This is a genomic window from Synechococcus sp. MVIR-18-1, from assembly GCF_014279835.1.
Classification (GTDB): Bacteria; Cyanobacteriota; Cyanobacteriia; order PCC-6307; family Cyanobiaceae; genus Synechococcus_C.
The window spans coordinates 881599-905705 of sequence record NZ_CP047942.1 but is presented as its reverse complement, the minus strand read 5'-3'; the positions used below and the strand labels follow the sequence as shown (position 1 = coordinate 905705).

Below are 24107 nucleotides of genomic sequence, written 5' to 3'. Positions count from 1 at the left end.
ATGTCCAAATTTGACCCAAATTGACCCGAACAGGATCTTTTCAGGCCGGAATCGGAGCTGAGGCATCCTCCATACGCGTTTCGTGGTGATGTTCAACGATCTCGAGCACGTTGTTTTGCCAGCTGTAAATGGCTCGAGAGCGATAGCGGTCGTCATAAATCATCCGGGTGTACTCCTGCACATCCCAGTCTCCATAATGAGATTCGAAGATCATTTCGTGTTCATCCACCTGCCTGATCTGCGTGCGGTGAGCCGTTGGCTCTAGGTAGGCACGATTCCGCTGGAGTTGGTGGCCCATCAATGTGGCTTCCATGACGCCGGCCTTCTCGTAACGGGGGTTTCGATCAAAAAAGTCTGTTTCTCGTTCAGGCCACCAACTGAAGCGGTAGCGAGGCTCACCAAATTGAAATTCCGAGAAGATCTCAACCCGGATCATCATGTCCAGGAAAAAGACTTCCTCATTGTTGAAAAGATATTGACGTCTAGACCTCCAGAGTCCAAGGTTCCGCGCAAACCACCGCCTCAGATTGCTGTCTAAGTACATCCTTTCGGAGACTGGAGGCTCTCCGTTCGGTGGCTTTGAGCCCCGTTGTTCAAGCGGCAGAAGGGACATGCCGTCTCCTAGGTAACAACAGAGTGTTCTCCTTCTTCTTAGCGGATCTGCGGGACAGGTCAAAAACCCATAAGGTAAGCCTCAACATTGCGAAGCTCCGTCGGTGGATGGGATTGATCGCAATCCGCGCCAACAACTGAGTTTGTTACTCGTTGCTGGTCGCCACCATCTGTCCAGCCGCGACCTCCGCGAGTTGGTCGAATTCCTGCAGAACGAAGATTGCGGGTTCGACGTCAGTCTTCAAATCTCAGATCCAAGCCAACAACCTGAGTTGCTGGAACTGCACCGCTTGGTTGTCACCCCATCGTTGGTGAAGCTGCAACCGCAGCCAAAACAGGTGTTTGCGGGCAGCAGCATCTTTCAGCAATTGCGTGGCTGGTTGCCGCGCTGGCAGCAAGACGAGGTGGTGAGTGGCCTTGGCTTGAGTCTCAAGCCAACAGAGCTCGACGGCAGCCGCACCCAAAGAGAGCTTCAGCTCGAGGATCAGTTGCTGGTGCTGCGTCAGGAAAACGAAACCCTGATTGACCGCCTGCAAGCCCAAGAGCGCTTGCTGCGCATGGTGGCCCATGAAGTGCGTACACCACTCACCGCGGCCACGCTTGCTGTGCAAAGTCAAGAACTAGGCCAAATCGATATCCATCGATTCAGGGATGTCCTCAAAAGACGCCTCGAGGAAATCGCGTTGCTTTCCATGGATCTGTTGGAGGTGGGGAGCACACGCTGGGAGGCCTTGTTCAATCCCCAGCGCCTGGATTTAGCCAGTGTTGCCGCCGAAGCGATTCTGGAACTCGAGAAACTTTGGCTCGGCAGAGATGTGACCATCCACACCGACATCCCTGCGGATCTTCCCAAGGTGTTTGCCGATCAGCGCAGGATGCGCCAGGTGCTCCTGAATTTGCTGGAAAATGCGCTGAAGTACACACCCAACGGAGGTTTGATCTCCTTGACCATGCTGCATCGCACGAGTCAGTGGGTGCAGGTGAGTATCTGCGACAGCGGGCCAGGGATTCCGGAAGAAGAGCAACAGCGCATTTTTCTTGACCGCGTCCGGCTCCCTCAAACATCAGCTGGAGCCTCAGGCTTCGGGGTTGGACTCTCGGTCTGCAGGCGCATTGTTGAAGTCCATGGCGGCCGGATCTGGGTGATCTCAGAACCAGACAAAGGAGCTTGCTTCACCTTCAACGTGCCCGTCTGGCAGGGCCAAGGTCAAGAGAAGGAGAACGTTGTCTTGACGGAGGGTCAGGCTGAACCTTAATTTCACAGGGTGGCGGAAGTTCAGAAGACTTTTCGATCACGTTCTTGGCCCCATCGTCTAGAGGCCTAGGACACCTCCCTTTCACGGAGGCGACAGGGGTTCGAATCCCCTTGGGGCTACTGAAGAACTGGATGAAATTTCATCGAGTTTGATCAAAGACTCTCCTCTCGGGGGGAGTTTTTTTATGCCAAACCGTGGATGAACTAGGCCGCAAGCAGACGGCACACACCAGGTTCTGGAGATCTAGACCACCACGGTCGAACGCAACAACAAAAAACCAATCCCAATCCAATGGATTGGCATCAGGCTGTCAAAAGATCAGCCAACAACTAACGAGATCTGCGTCGCGCTTCTGCTTCAACTGCTTTGAGGTTGGTGGTGAGATCGTCACGCAGTCGTTGCTCAATCAAGCCGATTGGCATCCCTAAACATCCCTGAACCGTGAGTTCGTAGAAAAGAGCCGTTGCTTCTGGCATGGTTTTCAACCTCCAGGTTCCCTCAAAGCGCCGAAAATCACCCTTTTTCATCTTGAATTTCAGCGTCCCCTCAGGAGCAAATTCTTCAAGCACAAGCTCTACGGAAGCCGAAAATTTCATTCCTAGGAATTGCTGACATCCCTCTTGTTGCAAGTGAACTTTATTTCCTTCTCGAAGCAGTAACCGGCTGCTTGCAAGGTTGGGAATGAAAGCACTGAGTTGGTCGTAATCCGTCAAAACAGCCCAGATCTGATCCGCAGATACCGGTGTGAGCAGCTGAGCAGCAAGGCGGCGGACGCCATCAGACATCCTTTCAACAGTCTGTTCAATGGGCTGGTGATGCGACGACATCGCCTCTCCTCTGGGCGTTTCGCCGCGCTTCAGTTGTGTCAGACCACTGAAAGATGCCAAACCGTTTTCGCTTCTAATCCTGAGAGATTGATGACGCTGACTCTAAGGAAGAAACTTCAATTCAGCGAAAACTGATTTGCAAGTCAGTGGTGACGCTTATAGTCGCGCCATAACAGGACGTTTTCAATGCGAGTAAACGCGTCTCCGCAGACAACCTCTGATGAAAGGACATTTACGATTGTCTGCACAGGATTGGGTGGACGTCGCGTAGAGCACACTCGCCTAAACGTCCCTTACAGCCGGCTTCGCGACACGATGCGCATGCTCCTCTCTTCAGGGGCACGCATCCAGTCCGTAAGTCCAGCGGGCTCAGAGCCGGCAGCCGCACCCATTAAATCCGCACCCCCAGCACGATCGAAGCCTGTGACTACTTCCCAACCAAAGCCCGCGGCCAAAGCTGTGCCGGTCAATCTCTACAAACCCAAAGCTCCCTTTTTGGGAACAGTCACAGAAAATTATTCACTCCTTAAAGACGGCGCGATTGGTCGGGTGCAACACATCACCTTCGATCTGAGCGGTGGTGATCCACAACTCGAATATGTGGAAGGTCAAAGCATCGGCATCGTTCCCGCTGGCGAAGACGCCAAAGGGAAGCCCCACAAACTGCGCTTGTACTCCATCGCAAGTACGCGCCACGGCGACAACCTCGAGGGCAACACGGTGTCCCTCTGCGTGCGACACCTTCAGTACGAACTGGATGGAGAAACCATCAACGGTGTTTGTTCGACTTACCTCTGTGATGTTGAGCCTGGAACCAAGGTCAAAATCACAGGACCCGTTGGCAAAGAAATGCTCCTCCCTGAAGACGAGGAAGCCAATGTGATCATGCTGGCCACCGGCACCGGCATCGCCCCGATGCGCACGTACCTGCGTCGCATGTTTGAGGCCAAGGAACGAAAAGAGAACGGATGGAAATTCCGAGGCAAAGCTTGGTTGTTCATGGGAGCACCCAAGACAGCCAACCTGCTTTATGACGAGGACTTCCTTCATTACGAGAAGGAATATCCCGACAATTTCCGCTACACCAAAGCCATCAGCCGCGAACAGCAGAATCCCAAAGGTGGTCGGATGTACATCCAAGACCGGGTTGCTGAACACGCTGATGAGATTTTCGCGATGATTGAAGATCCGAAAACTCACGTTTACATCTGCGGTCTGCGTGGCATGGAGCCCGGTATTGATGAAGCCATGTCTGCGGCAGCAGAGGCCAAAGGCCTCGATTGGTCCGAGCTTCGCCCTGCACTCAAGAAGGCTCACCGCTGGCACGTTGAGACTTACTAAACCTCTGATGTAAATGAATCAAGCCCGCCAAAAGCGGGCTTTTTTAATGTCTAATCCTGTTGTTTTTCAGGAGACAGCCACAAAACACGGCCTGCAGGAGCAATTGCGCTGTCCGATCGAGAAATCCTGGTTAAACCTGCCTAAGAGCTGCTGTAGCCATGACCGCAACGATCACGAACCCACTCAGGGTTGGGCTGCGACAGGAACGGGTTATCGCTCCACAGTGCCTGGTGATTTTTGGAGCGAGCGGCGACCTCACCCATCGCAAACTGGTTCCAGCCCTCTTCGAGTTATTTCAGCAACGACGACTTCCCAGCGAATTTGCCCTCCTGGGCTGCGCCAGAAGACCTTGGAGCGACGAAGAATTCCGCAGCAAAATGGCTGAGGCGATGGGTGACAAGGTTCGCGACCATCCCGAAGCGTGGGAGCAATTTGCCGCCGGAATGTTTTACGAACCGGTGGACCTTCAGAAACCTGAAGACGTCGTGAAGCTCGGGGGTCGACTTCAGGAGATCGACCGTCAAAGAGCCACACGAAGCAACCGCACCTTCTACCTATCGGTGTCGCCGAAGTTTTATGCGGGTGGCTGCCGAGCCCTGGCCGATGCTGGCCTGCTGAAAGATCCCCAGCGCAGCCGCGTTGTCATTGAAAAACCATTCGGACGGGACTACGGCAGCGCCCAATCCCTAAACAAGGTGGTTCAAGGCTGCGGCCAAGAGAACCAGATCTTTCGCATCGACCACTACCTCGGGAAGGAAACGGTCCAAAACATCATGGTGATGCGGTTCGCCAACGCGATTTTCGAGCCCATCTGGAATCGGAACTACATCTCCAGCGTTCAGATCACTGCCTCTGAAACCGTCGGAGTGGAGGAACGCGCCGGCTACTACGAAACCTCTGGCGCCCTGCGCGACATGGTGCAAAACCACCTAACCCAAATGTTGGCGATCACCGCCATGGAAACCCCTGGACGTTTTGATCCAGAGGCCATCCGCAGTGAAAAGGCCAAGGTTCTTCAAGCGGCACGCCTTGCCGATGAACTTGAACCCTGGAACTGCTGCATCCGCGGTCAATACGGGCCGGGAGGAAGCGATGGCGCACCTCTCAGCGGCTACCGGCAAGAACCAGGCGTCGATCCCCACAGCACCACGGAAACGTACGTGGCGATGAAGCTGTTCATCGATAACTGGCGCTGGCAGGGCGTTCCTTTCTATGTGCGCACCGGCAAGCGCCTCGCCAAGCGTCTGAGCGAAGTGGTCTTGACCTTCCGCGAAGCACCCGTTCACCTCTTCGATGCTGCCGGTGGCAGTCCAACAGCCAACCAGCTCATCCTGCGCATTCAGCCTGATGAGGGTGCTGAGTTCAAATTTGAAGTGAAATCTCCAGGTTCCGGCATGCGCAGCCGGCCTGTCGAAATGGAATTCTCTTACGACGAATCCTTTGGTGAACCCTCTGATGAGGGCTATGTACGCCTACTGGCGGACGCGATGTTGAGCGATCCAACGCTGTTCACGCGGAGCGATGAAGTCGAGGCAGCTTGGAGGCTCTATACCCCTCTGTTGGAACTCATCGAAGACAGCCCCTGGAAGTTGCCGATCCATCCCTACGAGTCACGCACCTGGGGACCTGCCGCTGCTGACGCCCTGCTGGCACGAGACGGCCTGCTCTGGCGTCGCCCCTAGACAGCCCCAAACAACACCCAAGCTCACCTCGATACCGCCCTCCTTCAGGCCGCAGCATGTCCCCTCAGCTCACGCTTCAAACTCCCCTCGAGCTCCCTCCATCGGAGGTTTCCAATTACCTCAATCAATTGTGGTCCCGCGACCAAGCCAGCAGCATTGGGGCCCACACCTTTTGCCTGTTGATCTGGCAGCCAGCCTGGGTGGAACAACAGCTGGTCCGCACGGGCAGAATCCAGGGCCCAATCATGGGTGTCCAACGCGACGAGGTGGAAGAGGCTGGGCGGAAAGCAATCCTTGAGCTTGATCTCCCCCTCAGCACCCCGCCCTTGGGGAGCTCGGTGTCAAACAGTCTGGCCAAGGTTGATGGCAGCAAAACCAGTGATGACCTTCGTGGTCAACATGTTGACGGGGCCTTAAGCACGCTCAGACCACGGCGCTTGATCACCCTGGCGCCAAGTTTGGATTCCACACGCCCGTTGGAAACCTTGGTGGCCGCTTATTGCCCCTTACCGGAAGAAGGCGGGGGCACCGTTGCCTGTGGTGATGTGGTGGTGCTCCGCGGTGGAACGAAAGCCCTGCAGGAAGGACTCGACACCTTGCAGCCCTTGCTTCCCGATGACCTGCCCTCTTGGGTGTGGTGGAACGGGCCGCTCGATGAATCGCCTGAGCTATTGGAGCAGCTCTCGATCAGTCCTCGCAGGCTGATTCTCGATTCCGCTCTTGGTGATCCCTCTTACTGCCTGAACCTTCTCGCCACCAGGCTCGCAAGCGGGCAAGCCGTGAATGATCTCAACTGGCTGAGGCTGGGCAGCTGGCATCAAACCCTGGCGATGGTGTTTGATCCCCCGCACCGCCGCGATGCCCTGAGCCATGTGGTGCAACTCGACATCGATGTCGAGGGAGATCACCCTGTCCAAGGCCTTCTGTTGGCCTCTTGGATTGCAGATCGACTGGGTTGGACCCTGAAAGAGACCGGTCGGCATGATGCCAAAACCGGCGATTCCGATATCAGTGGGATGTTCCAACGTCCTGATGGAACAGAGGTGCCGCTGCGGGTGTCTCCCGTACCCATGGGGCAACCCAGCATTCATCCAGGACAAATCGTGGGACTGCGGATGATTTCCAAACCCGAGCATGGCGGGGCGATGTGCGTGATTCTCTGCGCAGAATCCGGGGGTTGCATGCGCCTTGAAGCTGGGGGCATGGCCAGCATGGAACTCGTGGAAGAAGTGGTGCCCTTGCTCCATACCCATGTGGAAGCCGACATGGCTCGCCTCCTTGAAGGTGGGCACGACTCCTCAAACCCGCTCCTAGCTGCAGCTGCCCCTCTGGCTGCCAAGCTTCTGAGTTGATTCCTAGCTGAGCAGCATGGCCTGTGTGATCGCTGCTCCATCGAGCAGCAGCGGCAAAACTCTGCTCAGCCTCAGCCTGATCGCCTGGGCCCAACAGAGGGGATTGAGCATCCAACCTTTCAAGGTGGGGCCTGATTACCTCGACCCCCAAGTGCTTGGGGCCAGCGCCGGGCGCCCTTGTCGCAATCTCGACCTGCCCTTGTGCGGACCCGACTGGGTGAAGACCAGTTTCCATGGCTATGGAGGTCGCTGCGACTTAGCCCTCGTGGAGGGGGTGATGGGCCTATTCGATGGGATCGGCTCAACGGGCGAAGGAAGCAGCGCCGCCGTCGCCAAACACCTGAATTTGCCAGTGGTGCTGGTGGTGGATGCCGGCGGCCAAGCGCGATCGCTCGCCGCCCTCGTGAGCGGATTTCGTGATCTTGACCCCGACGTGCAACTGGCTGGTGTGGTGCTCAATCGCGTCAGCACTGAGCGCCATCGCTTGCTTCTCGAAGATGTCTTGACCTCCATTGACGTGCCCTGCCTGGGCTGTCTTCCGCGGGATTCAAGCCTCGAACTACCCAGCCGGCATTTGGGCTTAGCTCCAGCCCACGAACTCGATCAACTGAATGTTCGCCTGGGGCAATGGGCAGCGATCGCTGATCAACATCTGGAGATGGGGGTCTTTGAGAGGCTGATGGCAGCGCCAACGCGAGGTCCAGAACCGATCCAAACCGTGCTCGCGAACGCTCTGGCACAGGACACCCAGCGAGAGCCACTGCCAGTGGCCGTCGCCCAGGACAACGCCTTCCATTTCCGTTATCCCGAGATGCAGGATTGCCTCGAGGCACTGGGGATGCCGGTAATCCCTTGGCACCCCTTGGAGGACGAGCCGTTGCCGCAAGCGGCCTATGGACTTGTGATCCCTGGAGGCTTCCCTGAACTGCATGCCGAACAACTGAGCCGATGCCAACAAAGCCTGTTAGGCCTGCGCAACTGGGTAAAACACAAACCGCTGTACGCCGAATGCGGCGGGATGTTGATGCTGGGAACCAGTTTGATGGATGGGGAGGGACAAACCCATGCCATGGCAGGGGTCTTACCGTTTCACGCCCAACGCGGGAGATTGCAGGTGGGCTATCGCCACTTAACGGCATCCCACGACAGCTTGCTCCTGAAAGCGGGTGATCAGTGGATGGGACATGAATTTCACCGCTGGGAGCTCAGCGAGGAACCTATGGGCAGATGGCAACCGCTGTGGCAGGTTGATGGCTGGCATGTTGATCGCAGAGAAGAGGGATGGGCACTTCCGACCGTTCACGCAAGCTGGGTGCATCTTCACTGGGCCAGCTCTTCGACGATCTCATGCCGATGGCGCGCCGCTCTCGAAACCGTGGCGACACAGATCGCGACGGATTCATAAAGACCACGCGTCAGCCACAGCAACCCTTAAAGGAACGCTGGAGATTTCTGATCGAAGGCAGCGTGCAAGGGGTGGGATTCAGACAGAGTTGCCGACAACGAGCCATCGATCTTGGTCTTTGTGGCTGGGTTCGCAACCTCAAAGACGGGAGCGTGGAAGTTCAGGCGGAGGGAGGCGAAAGAGCCTTGAACGAATTACGTCTGTGGTTTGAGCGCGGCCCAAGCACAGCAAGCGTGAGCAGGGTGTTGTTCTCAAAGATGCCCGTCACTGGACATGACTGGTTTGACATTCGGACTTAAGAGGAACAAGACAGCCACCAAATCAACAGCCACCAGCACAACAGCGCACTGATCCACACCATGGGTAACGAACGTCAGCTCTGGTTGCTTCGACACGGAGCCACGGAATGGGCCAAAAACGGACGACACACAGGCAGCACCGATCTGCCTTTATTGCCTGAGGGCGAAGAAGAGGCAAAGCAACTTGCGCCTGCGCTCACAAATCATCAGTTTGCAGCCGTTTTTAGTTCACCACTGCAACGGGCAACACGCACATGTGAGCTGGGCGGCCTTGGCCAACAACGTCACATCATGGACAGCTTGCGCGAGTGGGATTACGGCGATTACGAAGGAATCACAACCCCCGAGATTCGCAAGACCAATCCGAACTGGACGGTATGGAGTCATGGCTGCCCCAATGGGGAAGACGCGGAATCTGTACAACAACGCTGCGAACACACCATTGCTATCGCCTTAGCGGCTCCGGGTGAGGGGGATGTTGCCCTCTTTGCCCATGGGCACGTGCTACGTGCCTTAACAGGCACATGGTTGGGACTCGGTGCAGCAGGTGGGCGCTACTTCCAGCTCGGCACAGGAACAATCTGCATCCTGGGCTTCGAGCGGGGGCAACGCGCGATCGCCCGCTGGAATGCCCCTACCAACGGCTTATTTTGAGCGGACTAAACCTTTCAGGCTCAACTCACAAGATTGAGATCCAAGCTCATGGATCGACTGACCGCAGGCACATCGAGCTCGGCAATAGAAATGAAATGCATGAGGAATAGGTCGCTGCTTACAGCCATGCAGTGCGCCACCGTCAACACAATCACCTGAGTTGACGACTTGCTCACAAGAAATCATATTCAATAACGCACTCACCATTAAGAGGTGCTTTTTATACATTCCTATCCATCAATTCACCTCTTGACTGAATCAATCTCCAAATAAAATAGGTGTTGAAACAAACACAAGTCCCGTTCTGCCTCAAGCCCGTTAGGGTTGCGGGTGAAATAAATTGTGTGACCTATTGGTAACCTTTGAACTAACGAGTCGAAACATTTACGAAGGGCTAAAAAAAGAGGGGTATAAATGCGACTTAGACATCTGGATGAAAGAACCAGAGTGGGCAAAAGTAAATGTTTTACTTGATGGGATGACTTGGACCATTGAGGGTATCGACGAAGTAGGATCAACCAAATCCACAGAATCAGAGTTCGCCAAATCAGACGAAGCCGAATTCAACCCACAAGCGAATGCAGGAAAGGATAAATATATACACTTCCAGATCGATAGGGTATTTAAAAAAGGGCAAGACGCTATGGCTCAATTAGCAACAAAGCGCCTGTGCTCCTCATTCATCTATCACGAAAGGACCAACCTTATTAGCATGGATGGGTCATTTACCGTATCCTTTCATCGCCAGTATCCCTTGCTCACTGATGACGACGAGGCTGGGATCAAAACAATTGTCGATCAACTAAATAACTTTAAAATCATCGTCCAGTCTGTCTTCTATTCAGTCCAAGAAGACAAACAATAACGTATTACAAATCCAACTATAAGGCATAGTTCAAACGTAATGCATGGCAGCCTAAATATTACATTTTTTACACAAGAGATCCAATCAGTTAACGCAGAAGATGCGATTTTTAAGTTGCATATAAGTATCCTATCAACATCTACAACCTGCTAGTTAATCGGTTTTGTCTAAGGGCGTTATCGAAATTTTCATACCTTCCCCTTGAATCGGATTGGAGCATTGCTCAACCAACCCTGCGGTGCGTGCATCACACCCCACGAAATTCAGCCGCTGATTTTCCTCGTCATTGTGGATAAGACACCAATCAGTTCAGATCTCAGCTCAAATCCTGTATCTGACAAGGATCTCAACGGTTCACTGCTGGGCAAACTCTTGTATTGAGCAGTTGCTTGGGCACAAGCCCTAATACGATCACTTTGAAATTTTGTGTTTCGGCTTAACGATGAGCGACACCACGCTCTGGGCTGAGCTACTCGCCTATGGCACTGGCATCGGCCTATCCCCGATCCACATCGCCGTTCTACTGCTGCTTCTCCTGGGACCGAAACCCTTACAACGCGGGGGCTGGTTCGTTGCGGGATGGGTTGTCACCACAATGGCGACGTCAGCTCTATTGGTGACTGTGGGGCATTCACTGGTACTGGACATGACGCAGGGCTCCCATCACCGAACGGGCTTGGATCTCCTCGCTGGTGGGGCCTTAATCGCCGTTGGCAGTAGGGAATTGCTGCGATCGTTCACCGATGGAGACACACCGCCGGCATGGACCGCAAGCGTGGATCGCTTTGTGAACATGCCCCTCCCTTTGCTGTTGGTGTTGGGTGCGGTCGCGGAAGTTGCCAGTCCTGATGATCTCGTGCTGTTCGCGAAATCAGCAGGCGTTGTCTTAGCCGCTCAACTGCCTACTTGGCAAGAACTGATTGGCCTTTTGGCCTTCACGATCGGAGCAAGCCTGTTGATGCTTACCCCTTTAATCGCCGTTGCGATTGGTCGAGAAAAAGTCGTGCCTGTATTAGAACGCGGAAAAGAGGTGCTGTTTGCTCGAGGCGAGCTGGTTTTAGCCGCCGTCAGCATCGGAATCGGGGGCTATCTCGGCTGGCAAGGAATCAGCGGTCTTACCCTGATTTAGGGCTGAAATGAAGGTGGGACGTGAAGCCGTGCCGTGGGCCAGCACTAAACATCAAGATCCACAATTAAAAGGATTGAACCTACGAAAAAGGTTACAAGAGAAAATTCTGGCAACCATTTCTCTAGGCCGGTTTGATGCTTTCTTTCAATGCACTCAAAGTCCCTGTTGCTGACGGATGATCCAAGCAGATGCAGCTTGCTGCTGTTTCCAAGCGACAAGAAGGTTTTTAGCAATAGATTGCAACTCCTCAACGTCTTTAGAACTATCAATTTCTCTTGAAAACTTCTCGATCTCGAACATTTGTCCGATCGTCAAAGCAATTGGATCCATTGGTCTTTTTGCTAGGTGCGCTGAAGTTAACCCGTAAGGCATAACATCGCAAATCAATCAGGTAGTGATTGCAACTGATTTGAGGATTACATGCTCAAGTCACTACATTTCCCATATTACAGATCGTTGCCTAAAGGGCCTTATACCTTTGATTGAAACCACTAATTAGCCTAAAAAGCATGGTGACGCCTGTTTTCAATGCACTTCTCCTGGAAACAACACCTAGAACTTTCCAGAAAGGTATCTAATAGTGCAGACACCCATCAAGGCCTAGCTCTGGCTCTGATGGGTGTAGGTTTATCGATGCTGGCCAAGGATTTATTGGCGGCCGAGCTACTCAATCATTCGAATTCACACACACCAACAAAGGGCTAACCCTTCCTTAACAAATTTTCTACAGCTTGCATACGCCAAGAGCGTCTGTTGTCAGGAGCGGTTCAGGGAGATAGCTAGAGGTTGGAAGGGTACAGATACAGACGACTTCTTTCTTTCCATACTGATCGCCTCGCATTGCCAAACTTGTTACGAGCTCAATACTGAGTGCATACACCGCAAGAATCACGATGTAACTTTCGCTACTAAGCAAAATCTGTAAGCCTTCAACCTTAAGACCAACCAGATTTAATCTATGTGGAGTCCTTCTGCGTAGGCTTCATAACAAAGAGAGTGCCTATAGATACAAACACTGTCAAAAGCGAACAATAAACTAATCATTAATTCAATGTCCTACTCGTGGCAGATCCGCAGACCTCAACGAATGAAAACATCCCAAATGGACAACTGATGCATTTGGCATTAGAAGTTGTTAGCAAGGTAGCTGAATCTCCACAGGAGATCGATCAAAGCAGAGACTTTATCTACGATGTTAAAAATAGTGCCTTGCCTCCGGTATGCGCTTTATAGATTGATTAATTCCACACGATCAAAGAGAGTAGTTACTACTTGATTGAACATTAGCTCATCAAACATTAGCTCTTCGGACTGCGCTTGAGAGCAAAACAAGCATAGTTGTCTAGGTATTATTACTCTTTAGAAGAATTGTGTAGCTCTTAATGCCAAAGAAGCAAATTCCTCCTATTAAGTTACTGTTATCCACAGGAGTAGTCATGAGCTTTACAGTTCCAGCGATCTCAATTGGTATCGCCACATACACATTATTTCATCTCTGCTTTTCAGCTGTAATACACTAATTGCTGCAAATTAAAAATCACTTCAACAGAGTCCGCTTGCACCCCTCGGTACAGGCGTTTTTTAATGCCAAAGAATGATCGATAACTGGTAAATATTAAGCAAATATAAAGAGGCCGGATCTATCTTGCTTGCCCTTAATTCATCTCAGATGAGCAAATTAACCTAGGAACAATTTATATCGTAATGATTTACTTGCCAAAAAATAAAAACCATCGTAATCAATTTCCACTTGGGAGCACAAGATGAGAGCATTCAAAAATGAACATAGTTGCAAATCAATCACCGAACGCTGGGATGCTGTCGATGCTTATCTTGAATGCGTCACAAGTTGCGGACTCAAGGATGGAGTTTGCGTGACGATGTGCATCACGAAGCATCTGGAACCTGGGACTTTTTTAGAGGATAGGGAGAGATAAGCATTCGATATAGCCAAGCATTAATACTTATCGCAAATCCCTCATAGACACTTTGGATGGGTTTCTACGTAAGAGACCCATGTCATTCCTGCAATTAATACGATCAAAACGACAGTTCCTACCCAATTAATTGTCAGCATAATTACTCACCTTTCTCTCTAGTTCTATTAAAGCAGAAATAATCATCAGCGTCAATCAATTCATTGCAAACAATGCTGTCGTAAATCGTCGAGGCCAATGGCTCCTACTGAGGGTGTTGAGCGACCAAGAATTGTGTACAGATCCCAGCCAAGACAGTGCTTTCGAGCAATTTATTCATTTAAATCATCTGATACTTTTGCATCGAGCTAATTTGCAGGGCATCAAGACATGAATGCACTGCTTTAGATGAGCGTCTTTCTATGAGGTGGAACCTCATTCAAAGCTGAAATCCTGCCAATTGCAGATGAATAGGCAGTCAGGGAGTTAAGCCCAGAACTCTCATTGGTGTTATTCAGTCCTCAGCGCCCGAGTCCAACGTTCCACGGCTTTGACTGATGACGACCTTCCCGCTATCCAGACCGCCTCTTGCGCTCGACTCACCGCGACATAGGCCAACTGCCGCCGCAGGACAAGATCCTGCGGCCAGAACACGTCATCGGCAACAAACACCTCTCCAAAACTGCTGCCTTGACTGCGGTGAACAGTCAGCACGGCCGCTGGACCCAACGAGGCAAAAGCATCACGGATCAAAAAATACTGACGCCAAAGAGGCCGTCCACCCCGCTTTCCCGCATCCCTTGCCTGGGTGCGTAACCCCTGAAGGACCCCATCAAGGCGCTGCCTTGCTGCACTCCCGGAAGGCGGCTGCAAGCGCAAACTGAGCTCTAGCTCTCCACTACGAACCCTCGCTGTCACAGTGTCAATAACAGGTGCCTCGAATCCAGCGAGTGCCATCTGCGTCTCCCCCGCAAACCCAAATTCAGCGAGGTCACAACGTTCGGGGGTGACATCCTCCACCACCACTTCCCGATTCGAGCCCAGCACTAGATCGGGTTCTTCCCCTGTTTCGGCCCCATCGCGGGAGGCAGGCGCCATCACCGCTGTACGGCTGATCAAGACTTCTCCAGGAAGAACAGCCATCTGATCCGCCATCTCACCATGAATGGCGCGTCGTGCATGGGGCACAAGCGCATCCAGGGTGCGATTGGTGTAGCAAAGAATGCGCGCTGCATCTGGGTTGTCACAGGCCGCAGCCCGGCGCAGGCCATCTTGAGCCTGGATTAGCCAAGCCGAACGATTAAGAACACCCACCTGACCCAATTCGCTGCGCAGCGGAGGCATTAAGGGCGGCAGCTCACAGGGCAAGCGTCCATCCCGCAAGCAGCTCGCCAGCTGCAGCACAGGCCCTTGATGACGAACCACTTGCTTAAGCGACGCTGTGATCGCGCGGTCCATGGAGAACACAGGGCTATCCGCTTCTCCCACCGGCGGAAGCTGGGCCGGATCGCCAACGAACACAAGCCGAGTTTTGAAAGGATGCGCGCACTGCAGTGCGACAGACAACAGCGAGCTATCGACCATGGAGGACTCATCAACCAGGACCAGGCCGAGATGTTCCAACGAGGCCGCCGTTTGTTCGGTGGATTCGCAAACCTCCCGATCCCCCTGGCGACGCAACTTGAGCCGCAACAGTCGATGGATGGTGGAGGGGTACCACGTGGGGTGGAGCCCCTCTAAATCAAGGGCATGGCGCAACACCCCAACCGCTTTATGGGTGGGGGCGACAACGGTCCAACACAGCCCCGTCGCTTCCACTTGGCGCAGCAAACGCATCGAGAGGAAGGTTTTGCCACTGCCGGCGTAACCGCTCAACACAAACGGAATACTGGGATCCTCGTTTGCCAGCCAGGTCTCAAACAATGCAGCTGCCGTCTGCTGATCGTTGGTAAGGATGGCCTCAGAGGGCTTCAGCCTGCTCACCCGCTCAACAAACCAAACGTTTGGGCCAAATGAAGGGGCGACCCCACAAAAAAGAGTCCAGGGAGTGCGATTAAAGGTCCCAGCAAACTGCCCACCAACACCTCCGTGCGCGTATGACCGAGCCGCTCTTTGAGGGGCTTCTCCGGAGGGTTGGGCCAGAGCGAATCAGGAAGTTCGTTGAGCCGAGCGGCCGTAAATCCAGCCGCTCGGCGCACCCCACTGGCGTCGTACATCACCACAAATGCCACCGTGGCAGCCAGCGCAAACGCAGGCTGATCAAAACCCATCTGCCAGCCCACTCCAGCGGCTGTGCCAGTGACCAATGCCGAGTGACTCGAAGGCATCCCTCCGGTTTCAAACAACACCGCCGGCCTCCAGCGCCGATGCAGCACCAATTCAAGGAACAGCTTGGAGAACTGCGCCAACCCGCAGGCGGCCAATCCCCAGGCGAGCACAGCATTATCCAAAATCTGAGCAGGCATGGACAGCGTTGAGATCATTGAAATCGTCATGGTCAACAATCGCGACTCGCCACGTAATCGGCGAGAGCCAACAAGGGAGCTGCCTTGTTGCGCCAAGGCTCAAGCGCAGCCTTGGACTCCCGCACCAACTGCAACGCCTTCTCACGCGAGGCTTCAAGTCCCAAAAGCTTGGGATAGGTCGTTTTATCGGCGAGCAGATCCTTGCCGGCCGTTTTGCCAAGCACTTCGCTGCTGGCGGTTACGTCGAGGATGTCGTCAATGATCTGGAAGGCCAAACCAATGCCATTGGCGTAGGTGCGCATCGCCTGCAGTTGGTCATCACTCGCGCCTCCGATCAGAGCTCCGGTCACCACACAGGCACGCAGCAACGCCGCGGTCTTGTGAAGGTGGATGTACTCGAGGGTCTCAAGGTCAACCGCTTGGCCCTCGGATTCAAGATCCACAACCTGACCACCAACCAAACCAGGGGCTCCAGAGACAAGAGCCAACTCACCAACAACCCGCAACAAGCGATCCGCCGGCACGTTTGGACTGCGGACGGCCACCATTTCAAAAGCACGGCTGAGCATGGCATCACCGGCAAGGATGGCCATGGCATCGCCATACACCTTGTGGTTGGTCGGACGTCCCCGGCGCAGGTCATCGTTGTCCATGGCCGGCAAGTCGTCGTGAATTAACGACATGGTGTGGATCATCTCCAGAGCCACCGCCGTTGGCATGGCCAGTTCGGACGATCCCCCGACTAATTCACAAGCGGCAAGACACAAAATCGGCCGCAAGCGTTTCCCCCCCGCCAGAAGGGAGTAGCGCATCGCATCACGCAAGGATTCAGGACGCTCGGGCCCCATCGAGGAATCCAGGGCCATCTCCACACGATCGCGGGAGAGCTTGAGGTACTCCGCAAAGTCAAACGTGGAGGGGAGCTCACCGGAGGGCGGCACGCTTTCGGGGCTAGTGGCCGCAGCGGACATGGTGAGCGCAGTGCTGAGGGAATTCTCTCAGGCCGAGGGGGTCAAACCACCAAATCAGACAATTCCATTGCAACTTGATGGCGTCGACACCAGGCCACCACAGTGTTGACCAGCAACATCGTGACCGTCATGGGGCCAACCCCCCCAGGGACTGGAGAAAGAGCTGAAGCGACGGGTTCTAGCTCCTCCGCGCGCACATCACCGCAAAGCCCGCCTTCAGGGCGGCGATGGATACCAACATCCACCACCACACAACCCGGTGTGATGTGATCGGCACCGATCATTTCGGGGCGACCTGCTGCCACCACAAGAATCTCAGCCTGACGGGTAATCGATTCCAGATCTTGCGTGCGCGAATGGGCCACCGTGACGGTGGCGTTCGCCGCCTGAAGCATGAGGGCCATCGGCTGGCCCACCAGGATGCTGCGGCCCACCACGACGGCACGTTTGCCGGCGGGATCGATGCCCTGATCACGAAGCATCACCATTACACCGGCAGGTGTGCAACTTCGTGGACCCTGCTCACCCTTCAACAGGCGCCCGAGATTCAAGGTGTGCAATCCATCGGCATCTTTGTTCGGATCGATTTCAGCCAGCAGCGGGGTCTCATCCAAGCCCTTTGGCAGCGGCAGCTGGAGCAGGATCCCATCCACCCGTTCATCAGCATTGAGCTCGCGGATGGCTGTCAACACCTCCTGCTGTGAAGCATGAGCTGGGAGATGGGAGCCAAAGCTCTCCACCCCAATGCGTGCACAGGCCTTCTCTTTGTTGCGCACATAGACCGCACTGGCGGGATCGTCGCCAATACGGAGCACAGCCAGGCCTGGTGAACGCCCTGCTGAAGCCATGCCATTTTGAATCTGCTGCTGCAAACGCACTTCAAGCTGCGCGGCGAGCTGCTTGCCATCCAGCCTGAGAGCCATCGAGGTCTGTTGACACTGACCCCAGTTTGCTTCCTCAGTGGGGTTAGCGTCTGTATCAGTGATCAACAGCTGTGTTCCGATCTCATCCCCTAGCCCAGCTCTGGAGAAGCTGGTTGCGGAGTGAGTCACCGCGACGCCCTGTGCTGCGCTGGAACCGCCTTCAGAAGGCGGGATTGCTTGTGGTCTGCATTGCCGTAGCCCTGGTCTCCAGCTGGCCATGGCTGGTGGAACCCGACTTACGACCTGGAATCCCAGCGCCATTCGATTCGATTGCTCCGAAGGCAGCGAGGGTCGTCGACAGCGAAGCGCTCGATCAAAGGCGATCTAGCTTGATGCCCAACACCTTTGTACAGGTGGTGGATGAACAGCAATCAAGCCTCCTCAAGCTCAGACTCGAGCGGCATCTTGCCGAATTAGAACGCGTCGCCAGAAGCCAGAACATCGACCGAATTGGCCCCGTCAATCTGACCGCAGACGAGCAACGTTGGCTGGAAAAACGCTCGCAAAACGATCGCAAAAACTGGGATATGGCGATCCGTAGGGCTGTCGATCGCATGCTCAGCCAAGGCCTTGTGAACACACTGGCGATTGAGCAGCTCAGAAAGGCTTCATCACTGCAACTCGAAGCCTTAGGCCCTGAGAACGTTCCAGCAAGAACCCTCGGCAGCAAGATCGCCACCACAACGCTTCAAGGAGCTAGCAACCTCCAAACCGATCCGCTGCGCAGTCAACGACTGATCGAAGAGCTGATCACCAAGCAAGGGATTCCAAGCATTGAAGTGAAAGCTGGCGATCTGATCACCCGCAAAGGCGAACCGATTAGCTCCCAGGCCTACGACGTACTCGATTTCTTTGGGCTGATCAATCGCAGCCCGAAACTCGGAATTTGGTTGTTGCGTTTCACCGAAGCCCTCGCAAGTTGTGGAGTGATGCTGCTCGTGATGAAACGGGAAAGGCCCTGCCTTGAGGCCTCCCACGGGTTTCTGGCGATCGGCCTGCTGTTGATCAGCCAATTCAGCAAGATTTGGTTCGGTGCAGCGGTGAGCCCACTGGCTGTGATCGTGCCACCCACCCTGCTTCTCGCTCAAGGCCTCGGAACCACCAGTGGTCTGACCTGGATGGCGGTGAGCTGTTTGCTTTGGCCCACTCCAGTGAGCGGATTGGGCGAAGGCCGGCTGCTGATTACCGCTGCCGTTGCGGCGATCGCCGCCATTCAGGCCGGACGATTACGCAGCCGAGCTCAGTTGTTGCAACTAGCAGTGTTGCTGCCGTTGGGTGCGTTAGTCGCCGAAATGGTGGTGCTGCGTCAACCGTTTGAAGCCGTGAACCTGTCCTGGACACGGCTCACTCCCGATACCGGAGAACTCGCGTCTGAGGCCTTGCTGATGGGTCTGCTGATGATGCTCACGATTCTGCTGATTCCGCTGCTGGAAAGCTCATTCGGCCTGCTCACGCGGGCCCGTTTGATGGAACTGGCCGATCAAGAGCGCCCACTGCTGCGCCGGTTGTCGTCAGAAGCACCTGGAACGTTTGAACACACATTGATGATCTGCGGGTTGGCCGAGGAGGGAGCGCGTGCGATTCGGGCCGATGTGGATCTGATCAAAACAGGATCCCTTTATCACGATGTGGGCAAACTCCATGCTCCGAACTGGTTCATCGAAAATCAAACCACCGGCGAAGAGAATCCACACACCAAATTGAACGATCCGGTCGCGAGTGCCGGAGTTCTCCAAGCCCATGTGGATGAAGGCCTCAAATTGGCTCGGCGCTACCGCTTGCCGCGGCCGATCGCGGATTTCATTCCAGAGCATCAAGGCACCTTGCGGATGGGCTTTTTCTTGCATCAAGCCCAGCAAAAAGATCCAACGGTTTCGGAACACTTATTTCGCTATCGAGGCCCCACGCCTCGATCGAAAGAAACCGGAATTTTGATGCTGGCTGACGGCTGTGAGGCCGCCTTGCGATCCCTTCCCCCCGACACCAGCGACAGCGAAGCGCAAACCACAGTGAAACGCATCTTGGAGGCGCGCTTGGCCGATGGGCAGCTGAGTCAAAGCGGTCTGAGTCGCGCCGAAGTTGATCTGGTGATGCATGCCTTTGTGCGCGTCTGGAGGCGCATGCGGCATCGCCGGATTCCCTATCCAATCCCTGCAAAACGCAGCTTCAGCGCCTAAATATCCCTAGGCCCAAGGCAGGGGAGAGCGCACCCGAATGCGCTGCCCGCTGAAGGGATCAGCAAAGCTCAAACCAAGCGCATGCAGGTGAAGACGTTCAAGAGAGGAGCCCTGCTCAGGTGCGGCATAGATCGGATCGCCGATCACTGGTAAACCAATCGCTGCCAAATGCGCCCGCAATTGATGGGAGCGGCCTGTTCGAGGAGAGAGCCAAAGGCGTGAGCGATCGGTTCCCAGCTGTGCACAACGCCACAAGGTCAAACAAGAGCGACCATCCCGGTGAGGCCCATAACGAGGTGGGTGGGTAGACAAACGCGCTAATGGCAAGCGCACCGACCCGGACAGGGCTTCGGGATGGCCATGCACTTCGGCCGCATACAACTTGTGCACTTTGCGATCAGCAAACAAGCCTCCGAGCGCCTTCAAGCTCGCTTGATCCCGGGCCAACAACAGCAAACCGGAGGTGTCGCGATCGAGACGATGCACGAGCCGAAGTTCCGGCCGAACAGCTTGCACCCGGGTGATCAAGGAATCGCTCTGGGCATCGCCAAGACCGGGCTGACTGAGCAACCCGGACGGCTTCTCCACAACCACAAAATGTGGATGCCAGCAATGAATGAAGAGTCCCGCGAGGGATGAACCTTCAAGCGATTCCGATACCTCGGCCATCGCTCAGAGGCGACCACCACGGCGATGGCCGGGACGGCACCAATACAGCAGGGCCAGCACGTTGAGAACGCCCAACACAATCGAGGCCACACCCAACGCAATCGCTTGCTCCCCTCCCCCAAACGCAAGCAAGGAGAGGCGCACAATGCCATAGGGCAGAGATCCAGCCAAAGCCATCGACAGCGAGACGATGGCCAAAATCACCCCCCAGTGCCGCTCACCGAGCAAGCCAGCAGAGGCAACGATCCCCACGATCGCCGCCGGCCAGGCGAGCGCAAACGCCACGCTGATGGTTGCGGCCTGAAGGCTGGATGCCTGGAAAGCAACAAGACCAATCACCGGCAAAGCCAGGAAATTCCCGGTGAGTCCAAGCCAGGTCATCAACCAGTAGCCGGGCAACTTGGGACCCATCGACGATCAAACCAGGAATGGCCACCGTAAACACCGGAGTGTCAGCTCTCGTCATCCAGCAAGGTCTCAAGGGTCGCCAGCAGTAAGGCAACCGCTTCTGACCGGGTTAAGGCAGCGTCACTCACCTCATCCACCCAGCCCTGGCAAAGCGTTTCAATTTCCTCAAACAAGGTTCCAGCACTACGCAGTGCCTCCATGACGGCTGCTGAGGACGTTTCATCCCGTTCGTCGCCATCCATCACCACATAACGACGTCCGTCCTCCCCCATGTAGGTGAGACGGCCCTCTGCATCGATGTTGGGACCGGTAATCGGCGTGATCGGAGCGTCCTCATCCATCGCCTAACCCCACAGCAGGAATGCTCTTTGGAGCATGCCGATTTAGCCGATCGCCACAAAAACCTCGAAACAACGCCTCCACCTCAGCCATCGGCAATCCTTGAACCAGCCTGGCCTCAATTTCATCGCGGCGCTGGGACTGGTGGTACAGCCGCAATTCCTGAAACGCGCTCAACGACTGCTTCTCAATTTGGGCAAGGGCGTTGCCAATCTGATGATCAGGCAAGAGAGGCCCTTGTTGACAATGCTGCATCACGTGCGCTGATTCATGGGCCAGCACAGTCCACACTTGAGCCGGATCATCTCGAAGGTTGTTGGAGCACAACAGCAAGGCATTCCGTCCGGCATGAAAAGCACCAAAGAGTCCAGAGGGGCAGTCTTTTGCCACCAAGGTTTGGGTGCCGGCACGACGCAAAAGAGAGGAATAGTTCCCGATGTCAGCCCATGACTGGGCACTCACTGAAGTTCCAATCGAGATTGCCCCGATCAAGGGGGCTCCCAGCACCACGAGGGCGAACCGTTTGGAACGAAGAACGTATTGCCACATCAACGGCCTAACCGACGCTTGATCTCATTCAAGACACAGGAGAGACAAATGAGAACGCGCAATTTTGGATCTACAGATTTGCGCCAGACCCAAAGCCTGAGGAATACTCAGTGCTGGATCAAACGCTCAACGCTGGGAACTTTGTCGCGGAACGACTGTTCTCGGTCTACGCGCGTATTCACGCGAAGCGTGGTGTGAATCCTTGGCACCCCCTCCCCGTGCAGGCGCTCATGACAGCGCTTCACGCAAGCAAACACAGCATCCCAATCGCCCTCAATCGCTGTTCCATTGGGCCCGAGCTCGTACTCAAGTCCCGAGTCTTGAATCAGCTCATGACAGATGGCCACCCACGGCGCCAACGAACCTTCAAGGCCCACCGGCACAACACAAAGATCCACGCTCACGTTCATCGGTTAAATCTCAATGAACGGGGGAGTGCTCTCCGCCATCGCGCAGACAAGCCTGCGGGTAGCGAATCGTTCTCCAAGCACCGCAACTTGTTTGCACCTCTAAACCAATTCCACGCTGCTGAAGAGAGAGATCACGCCCCTGACCAGAACACCAGCTTTGGGCGGCTGCTTCAGCGGCATCCATCGATTCATAGGGAGCATCCAGCACCGGATGGGGACTGCCGTCTAATGCGATCAATCGGTATAAAGAACGAACAAGTTTCGGCAATGTTCCAATCACGCAGCTGTCCCTAGTCTTCCACCTCTGTGCCACAACGCCAGGGGGGAAGCTAGAAGACAGCCGAAACGTCACGATCAGCTCACGATGAGCCACCCACAACTCCAAGACGCCCTTGAGCAGCTGATGGTGCGCGCGCCCTCAGCACTGTTCAAGCGAGCACGACGCCTCTACCTCGACAAATACCCCTTAGATGGGCGCGATTGCAGCAGTGCGTTGCGGTTGTTTGTAGCGGAAGAACGGGTCGAAGAATCGGTCGAACCAGACCCGGAGAAGGCACCGCTTGGAAAGATTGCGGTCGTAACGATTCGGCCCACGCGTCTTTCTTTGGTGCACTGGCAACAAAACGAAGCTGCATCAGAGCAGATGTGCTCCGACTACCTCCACAACACCTGGGGGCTCGATCCCAGCTGCTTCGAGGCGTTAAACGATCCCTGGTTCCGAAATGGGGGGCATCAGCAACAAGCACCAGCCCCTGATGGATTGGTCTGGACCCGCCGATCTGCGTTCACAACCGAAAACGATTCAACAATCCGCGAATAGCGGATCTAGGGCGCTCAGTAACAGTGTCAAGGGTTCAAAACAAAGGAAATTCTGTAGGCCGAAAGATCGCGCTTCGACCACCGCTAACCCTGAATTAAGCCTTGATGAGAACGCCATGAGAGCCCCCGTTGCTGAACGCTATGTGCTGCGTCAAAACTGCACGGGTAGCTACTTGAGCTTGAATCATCAAACCCAGTCGATTGAAGGGGTCTCCAGCGTTGAAGCGGCATGGAGTTTTCACAGCCATGAGGGAGCTGTGAGCCATGCCTTGTTAATTGGCCAGACCCATGGCGAGACCCCAGACGTGATCAAGCTCGCTTAAAGCTCGTCTTCCACGTTGGACTTGATCGTGCAATCACTCTGCGGATAGCTCACACAAAGCAAGGCAAAGCCCTTCGACATCTGGTCGTCATCCAGGAAGCTCTGGTCAGCCTGATCAACGCTTCCGTTGAGGATTTTTCCAGCGCATGTGCTGCACGCGCCAGCCCGGCAGGAGTAGGCGAGATCAATGCCTTGCTCTTCAGCCGCATCAAGAATGTATTGATCATCGGCGCAGCTGAAGCTGGATCCACCTTCGATGTTGATCGTGAAAGAAGCCATGACGCATCAAGAGATCAGACTCTTTTTAACGAGATTGAACAGCACGGTCTTAGATCGTCAGAGATCCCAAACGATTAGCGCCAAGATCAACCTGGAATGAAGTGCCTGAGCCGTCTGGACTCGGGGGCCATTTGTTGCTGGAGATCAGCGGCGCTGGCCTTGGTCTGCTCACGCTGTTGAGCCTGAAACACGTCGTCTTCCGTGATCGTGAGACCTCGTGATTGAGCCAGGGCGATCAACTCCTCCAAGGGCAATGGCTGGGCAAGTTGCTCTGCCAAAGCCGGATCGTCATGACGCAAGCCAAGCAATTGATCGAGATCTTGCAGCGACATGGCCCAGGGTCAATTGAAATTGATCTACACCAGCACCCCACCCGTTCAGCGTTTAGCGCGCAACAACCTGACACCGTTCAAAGCAGGGCAGACCTGACGTCGGCAA

The 24107-nt window shown here is 54.8% G+C and carries 28 protein-coding genes and 1 tRNA gene; 13 read left to right on the top strand and 16 right to left on the bottom strand.

The features are described from left to right. Window positions 1-40: 40 nt before the first annotated feature. Window positions 41-613, bottom strand: a complete 573-nt coding sequence (locus SynMVIR181_RS04825) for a hypothetical protein (protein WP_186590175.1) — start codon at window positions 611-613, stop codon at window positions 41-43. A gap of 103 nt (window positions 614-716) precedes the next feature. Here SynMVIR181_RS04825 and SynMVIR181_RS04820 point away from each other — a divergent pair, with 103 nt between their 5' ends. Further along, window positions 717-1868, top strand: a complete 1152-nt coding sequence (locus SynMVIR181_RS04820; protein ID WP_186590174.1) for a histidine kinase — start codon at window positions 717-719, stop codon at window positions 1866-1868. Between the two features lie 46 nt (window positions 1869-1914). Next, window positions 1915-1987: transfer RNA gene (locus tag SynMVIR181_RS04815), tRNA-Glu, on the top strand. A gap of 210 nt (window positions 1988-2197) precedes the next feature. On the opposite strand, the gene SynMVIR181_RS04810 is transcribed toward SynMVIR181_RS04815, so the two are convergent. Further along, complete coding sequence (locus SynMVIR181_RS04810; RefSeq protein WP_186590512.1) at window positions 2198-2695, bottom strand: SRPBCC family protein; 498 nt, start codon at window positions 2693-2695, stop codon at window positions 2198-2200. A 186-nt stretch (window positions 2696-2881) separates the two neighbouring features. On the opposite strand from SynMVIR181_RS04810, the gene SynMVIR181_RS04805 reads away from it, so the two are divergent. From SynMVIR181_RS04805 to SynMVIR181_RS04780, 6 genes are all read left to right on the top strand, one after another. After that, on the top strand, window positions 2882-4036 hold the full coding sequence (locus tag SynMVIR181_RS04805; RefSeq protein ID WP_186590173.1) for an FAD-binding oxidoreductase: 1155 nt from the start codon (window positions 2882-2884) through the stop codon (window positions 4034-4036). Between the two features lie 158 nt (window positions 4037-4194). After that, on the top strand, window positions 4195-5718 hold the full coding sequence (gene zwf / locus SynMVIR181_RS04800; RefSeq protein WP_186590172.1) for a glucose-6-phosphate dehydrogenase: 1524 nt from the start codon (window positions 4195-4197) through the stop codon (window positions 5716-5718). A 56-nt stretch (window positions 5719-5774) separates the two neighbouring features. Continuing rightward, on the top strand, window positions 5775-7070 hold the full coding sequence (locus SynMVIR181_RS04795) for a glucose-6-phosphate dehydrogenase assembly protein OpcA (protein ID WP_186590171.1): 1296 nt from the start codon (window positions 5775-5777) through the stop codon (window positions 7068-7070). Between the two features lie 16 nt (window positions 7071-7086). Next, a complete protein-coding gene (locus SynMVIR181_RS04790; protein ID WP_186590170.1) occupies window positions 7087-8475 on the top strand; it encodes a cobyrinate a,c-diamide synthase in 1389 nt (462 codons plus the stop codon). Beyond that, entirely contained in the window at window positions 8424-8774 is a 351-nt protein-coding gene (locus SynMVIR181_RS04785; protein WP_186590169.1) for an acylphosphatase, read from the top strand. The genes SynMVIR181_RS04790 and SynMVIR181_RS04785 overlap by 52 nt, the downstream gene beginning before the upstream one ends. A gap of 60 nt (window positions 8775-8834) precedes the next feature. Further along, window positions 8835-9428, top strand: a complete 594-nt coding sequence (locus SynMVIR181_RS04780) for a histidine phosphatase family protein (protein WP_186590168.1) — start codon at window positions 8835-8837, stop codon at window positions 9426-9428. 20 nt (window positions 9429-9448) lie between these two features. Here the strand turns inward: SynMVIR181_RS04780 and SynMVIR181_RS04775 are convergent, their stop codons facing one another. Beyond that, on the bottom strand, window positions 9449-9604 hold the full coding sequence (locus SynMVIR181_RS04775; protein ID WP_186524991.1) for a hypothetical protein: 156 nt from the start codon (window positions 9602-9604) through the stop codon (window positions 9449-9451). 176 nt (window positions 9605-9780) lie between these two features. On the opposite strand from SynMVIR181_RS04775, the gene SynMVIR181_RS04770 reads away from it, so the two are divergent. Then, a complete protein-coding gene (locus tag SynMVIR181_RS04770; protein ID WP_186590167.1) occupies window positions 9781-10293 on the top strand; it encodes a hypothetical protein in 513 nt (170 codons plus the stop codon). 442 nt (window positions 10294-10735) lie between these two features. Then, the gene (locus tag SynMVIR181_RS04765; protein ID WP_186590166.1) at window positions 10736-11422 is read left to right on the top strand and encodes a GAP family protein; all 687 of its coding nucleotides are present in this window, start codon (window positions 10736-10738) and stop codon (window positions 11420-11422) included. A gap of 153 nt (window positions 11423-11575) precedes the next feature. On the opposite strand, the gene SynMVIR181_RS04760 is transcribed toward SynMVIR181_RS04765, so the two are convergent. The 5 genes from SynMVIR181_RS04760 to folD form a co-directional block, all read right to left on the bottom strand. Beyond that, the gene (locus SynMVIR181_RS04760; RefSeq protein WP_186524988.1) at window positions 11576-11752 is read right to left on the bottom strand and encodes a hypothetical protein; all 177 of its coding nucleotides are present in this window, start codon (window positions 11750-11752) and stop codon (window positions 11576-11578) included. A gap of 2096 nt (window positions 11753-13848) precedes the next feature. Then, a complete protein-coding gene (locus SynMVIR181_RS04755; RefSeq protein WP_186590165.1) occupies window positions 13849-15321 on the bottom strand; it encodes an AAA family ATPase in 1473 nt (490 codons plus the stop codon). After that, a complete protein-coding gene (locus tag SynMVIR181_RS04750) occupies window positions 15318-15833 on the bottom strand; it encodes a divergent PAP2 family protein (RefSeq protein WP_255444447.1) in 516 nt (171 codons plus the stop codon). Before SynMVIR181_RS04750 ends, SynMVIR181_RS04755 begins: the two co-directional genes overlap by 4 nt. A gap of 2 nt (window positions 15834-15835) precedes the next feature. Continuing rightward, window positions 15836-16774, bottom strand: coding sequence for a geranylgeranyl diphosphate synthase CrtE (gene crtE, locus SynMVIR181_RS04745; protein WP_186590164.1), 939 nt, complete (start codon window positions 16772-16774; stop codon window positions 15836-15838). A gap of 41 nt (window positions 16775-16815) precedes the next feature. After that, window positions 16816-17697, bottom strand: a complete 882-nt coding sequence (gene folD, locus SynMVIR181_RS04740; RefSeq protein WP_186590163.1) for a bifunctional methylenetetrahydrofolate dehydrogenase/methenyltetrahydrofolate cyclohydrolase FolD — start codon at window positions 17695-17697, stop codon at window positions 16816-16818. A 71-nt stretch (window positions 17698-17768) separates the two neighbouring features. Here folD and SynMVIR181_RS04735 point away from each other — a divergent pair, with 71 nt between their 5' ends. Beyond that, window positions 17769-19874 carry an HDIG domain-containing metalloprotein gene (locus SynMVIR181_RS04735; RefSeq protein ID WP_186590162.1) on the top strand — a complete coding sequence of 702 codons (2106 nt, stop codon included), beginning with the start codon at window positions 17769-17771 and terminating at the stop codon, window positions 19872-19874. 6 nt (window positions 19875-19880) lie between these two features. Here SynMVIR181_RS04735 and SynMVIR181_RS04730 read toward each other — a convergent pair whose 3' ends face one another. The 6 genes from SynMVIR181_RS04730 to SynMVIR181_RS04705 form a co-directional block, all read right to left on the bottom strand. Beyond that, window positions 19881-20543, bottom strand: a complete 663-nt coding sequence (locus SynMVIR181_RS04730) for an RluA family pseudouridine synthase (protein ID WP_186590161.1) — start codon at window positions 20541-20543, stop codon at window positions 19881-19883. Window positions 20544-20546: 3 nt separating this feature from the next. Next, window positions 20547-20954 (bottom strand): hypothetical protein, encoded by a 408-nt coding sequence (locus SynMVIR181_RS04725; RefSeq protein ID WP_186524981.1) that lies wholly within the window; start codon window positions 20952-20954, stop codon window positions 20547-20549. Between the two features lie 41 nt (window positions 20955-20995). Next, the gene (locus SynMVIR181_RS04720) at window positions 20996-21292 is read right to left on the bottom strand and encodes a hypothetical protein (RefSeq protein WP_186590160.1); all 297 of its coding nucleotides are present in this window, start codon (window positions 21290-21292) and stop codon (window positions 20996-20998) included. Then, a complete protein-coding gene (locus SynMVIR181_RS04715) occupies window positions 21285-21839 on the bottom strand; it encodes a hypothetical protein (protein WP_186590159.1) in 555 nt (184 codons plus the stop codon). The genes SynMVIR181_RS04720 and SynMVIR181_RS04715 overlap by 8 nt, the downstream gene beginning before the upstream one ends. A gap of 107 nt (window positions 21840-21946) precedes the next feature. Further along, window positions 21947-22249, bottom strand: a complete 303-nt coding sequence (locus tag SynMVIR181_RS04710; RefSeq protein ID WP_186590158.1) for an MTH1187 family thiamine-binding protein — start codon at window positions 22247-22249, stop codon at window positions 21947-21949. 10 nt (window positions 22250-22259) lie between these two features. After that, window positions 22260-22517 carry a hypothetical protein gene (locus SynMVIR181_RS04705; RefSeq protein ID WP_370593876.1) on the bottom strand — a complete coding sequence of 86 codons (258 nt, stop codon included), beginning with the start codon at window positions 22515-22517 and terminating at the stop codon, window positions 22260-22262. A 96-nt stretch (window positions 22518-22613) separates the two neighbouring features. On the opposite strand from SynMVIR181_RS04705, the gene SynMVIR181_RS04700 reads away from it, so the two are divergent. Next, the gene (locus tag SynMVIR181_RS04700; RefSeq protein WP_186590157.1) at window positions 22614-23069 is read left to right on the top strand and encodes a hypothetical protein; all 456 of its coding nucleotides are present in this window, start codon (window positions 22614-22616) and stop codon (window positions 23067-23069) included. A gap of 115 nt (window positions 23070-23184) precedes the next feature. Next, on the top strand, window positions 23185-23391 hold the full coding sequence (locus SynMVIR181_RS04695) for a hypothetical protein (RefSeq protein ID WP_115070654.1): 207 nt from the start codon (window positions 23185-23187) through the stop codon (window positions 23389-23391). Here the strand turns inward: SynMVIR181_RS04695 and SynMVIR181_RS04690 are convergent. Together SynMVIR181_RS04690 and SynMVIR181_RS04685 are read right to left on the bottom strand one after the other, a co-directional pair. Beyond that, on the bottom strand, window positions 23388-23669 hold the full coding sequence (locus SynMVIR181_RS04690; RefSeq protein ID WP_186590156.1) for a 2Fe-2S iron-sulfur cluster-binding protein: 282 nt from the start codon (window positions 23667-23669) through the stop codon (window positions 23388-23390). The genes SynMVIR181_RS04695 and SynMVIR181_RS04690 overlap by 4 nt on opposite strands. 86 nt (window positions 23670-23755) lie before the next feature. After that, window positions 23756-24001 carry a Nif11-like leader peptide family natural product precursor gene (locus tag SynMVIR181_RS04685; RefSeq protein ID WP_186590155.1) on the bottom strand — a complete coding sequence of 82 codons (246 nt, stop codon included), beginning with the start codon at window positions 23999-24001 and terminating at the stop codon, window positions 23756-23758. Between the last annotated feature and the right edge of the window lie 106 nt (window positions 24002-24107).

What these genes read in the sequence shown, in the direction of transcription:
- SynMVIR181_RS04780 (WP_186590168.1), top strand. Translation starts at nt 8,835, where the DNA reads ATGGGTAACGAACGTCAGCTCTGGTTGCTTCGACACGGAGCCACGGAA.
- SynMVIR181_RS04720 (WP_186590160.1), bottom strand. Translation starts at nt 21,292, where the DNA reads ATGGATGAGGACGCTCCGATCACGCCGATTACCGGTCCCAACATCGAT.
- SynMVIR181_RS04795 (WP_186590171.1), top strand. Translation starts at nt 5,775, where the DNA reads ATGTCCCCTCAGCTCACGCTTCAAACTCCCCTCGAGCTCCCTCCATCG.
- SynMVIR181_RS04750 (WP_255444447.1), bottom strand. Translation starts at nt 15,833, where the DNA reads ATGACGATTTCAATGATCTCAACGCTGTCCATGCCTGCTCAGATTTTG.
- crtE (WP_186590164.1), bottom strand. Translation starts at nt 16,774, where the DNA reads ATGTCCGCTGCGGCCACTAGCCCCGAAAGCGTGCCGCCCTCCGGTGAG.
- SynMVIR181_RS04730 (WP_186590161.1), bottom strand. Translation starts at nt 20,543, where the DNA reads ATGGCCGAGGTATCGGAATCGCTTGAAGGTTCATCCCTCGCGGGACTC.
- SynMVIR181_RS04700 (WP_186590157.1), top strand. Translation starts at nt 22,614, where the DNA reads ATGAGCCACCCACAACTCCAAGACGCCCTTGAGCAGCTGATGGTGCGC.
- SynMVIR181_RS04710 (WP_186590158.1), bottom strand. Translation starts at nt 22,249, where the DNA reads ATGAACGTGAGCGTGGATCTTTGTGTTGTGCCGGTGGGCCTTGAAGGT.
- SynMVIR181_RS04690 (WP_186590156.1), bottom strand. Translation starts at nt 23,669, where the DNA reads ATGGCTTCTTTCACGATCAACATCGAAGGTGGATCCAGCTTCAGCTGC.
- SynMVIR181_RS04785 (WP_186590169.1), top strand. Translation starts at nt 8,424, where the DNA reads ATGGCGCGCCGCTCTCGAAACCGTGGCGACACAGATCGCGACGGATTC.
- SynMVIR181_RS04695 (WP_115070654.1), top strand. Translation starts at nt 23,185, where the DNA reads ATGAGAGCCCCCGTTGCTGAACGCTATGTGCTGCGTCAAAACTGCACG.
- SynMVIR181_RS04805 (WP_186590173.1), top strand. Translation starts at nt 2,882, where the DNA reads ATGCGAGTAAACGCGTCTCCGCAGACAACCTCTGATGAAAGGACATTT.
- SynMVIR181_RS04765 (WP_186590166.1), top strand. Translation starts at nt 10,736, where the DNA reads ATGAGCGACACCACGCTCTGGGCTGAGCTACTCGCCTATGGCACTGGC.
- SynMVIR181_RS04825 (WP_186590175.1), bottom strand. Translation starts at nt 613, where the DNA reads ATGTCCCTTCTGCCGCTTGAACAACGGGGCTCAAAGCCACCGAACGGA.
- SynMVIR181_RS04725 (WP_186524981.1), bottom strand. Translation starts at nt 20,954, where the DNA reads ATGGGTCCCAAGTTGCCCGGCTACTGGTTGATGACCTGGCTTGGACTC.
- SynMVIR181_RS04685 (WP_186590155.1), bottom strand. Translation starts at nt 24,001, where the DNA reads ATGTCGCTGCAAGATCTCGATCAATTGCTTGGCTTGCGTCATGACGAT.
- SynMVIR181_RS04810 (WP_186590512.1), bottom strand. Translation starts at nt 2,695, where the DNA reads ATGTCGTCGCATCACCAGCCCATTGAACAGACTGTTGAAAGGATGTCT.
- SynMVIR181_RS04760 (WP_186524988.1), bottom strand. Translation starts at nt 11,752, where the DNA reads ATGGATCCAATTGCTTTGACGATCGGACAAATGTTCGAGATCGAGAAG.
- zwf (WP_186590172.1), top strand. Translation starts at nt 4,195, where the DNA reads ATGACCGCAACGATCACGAACCCACTCAGGGTTGGGCTGCGACAGGAA.
- SynMVIR181_RS04790 (WP_186590170.1), top strand. Translation starts at nt 7,087, where the DNA reads ATGGCCTGTGTGATCGCTGCTCCATCGAGCAGCAGCGGCAAAACTCTG.
- folD (WP_186590163.1), bottom strand. Translation starts at nt 17,697, where the DNA reads ATGGCTCTCAGGCTGGATGGCAAGCAGCTCGCCGCGCAGCTTGAAGTG.
- SynMVIR181_RS04715 (WP_186590159.1), bottom strand. Translation starts at nt 21,839, where the DNA reads ATGTGGCAATACGTTCTTCGTTCCAAACGGTTCGCCCTCGTGGTGCTG.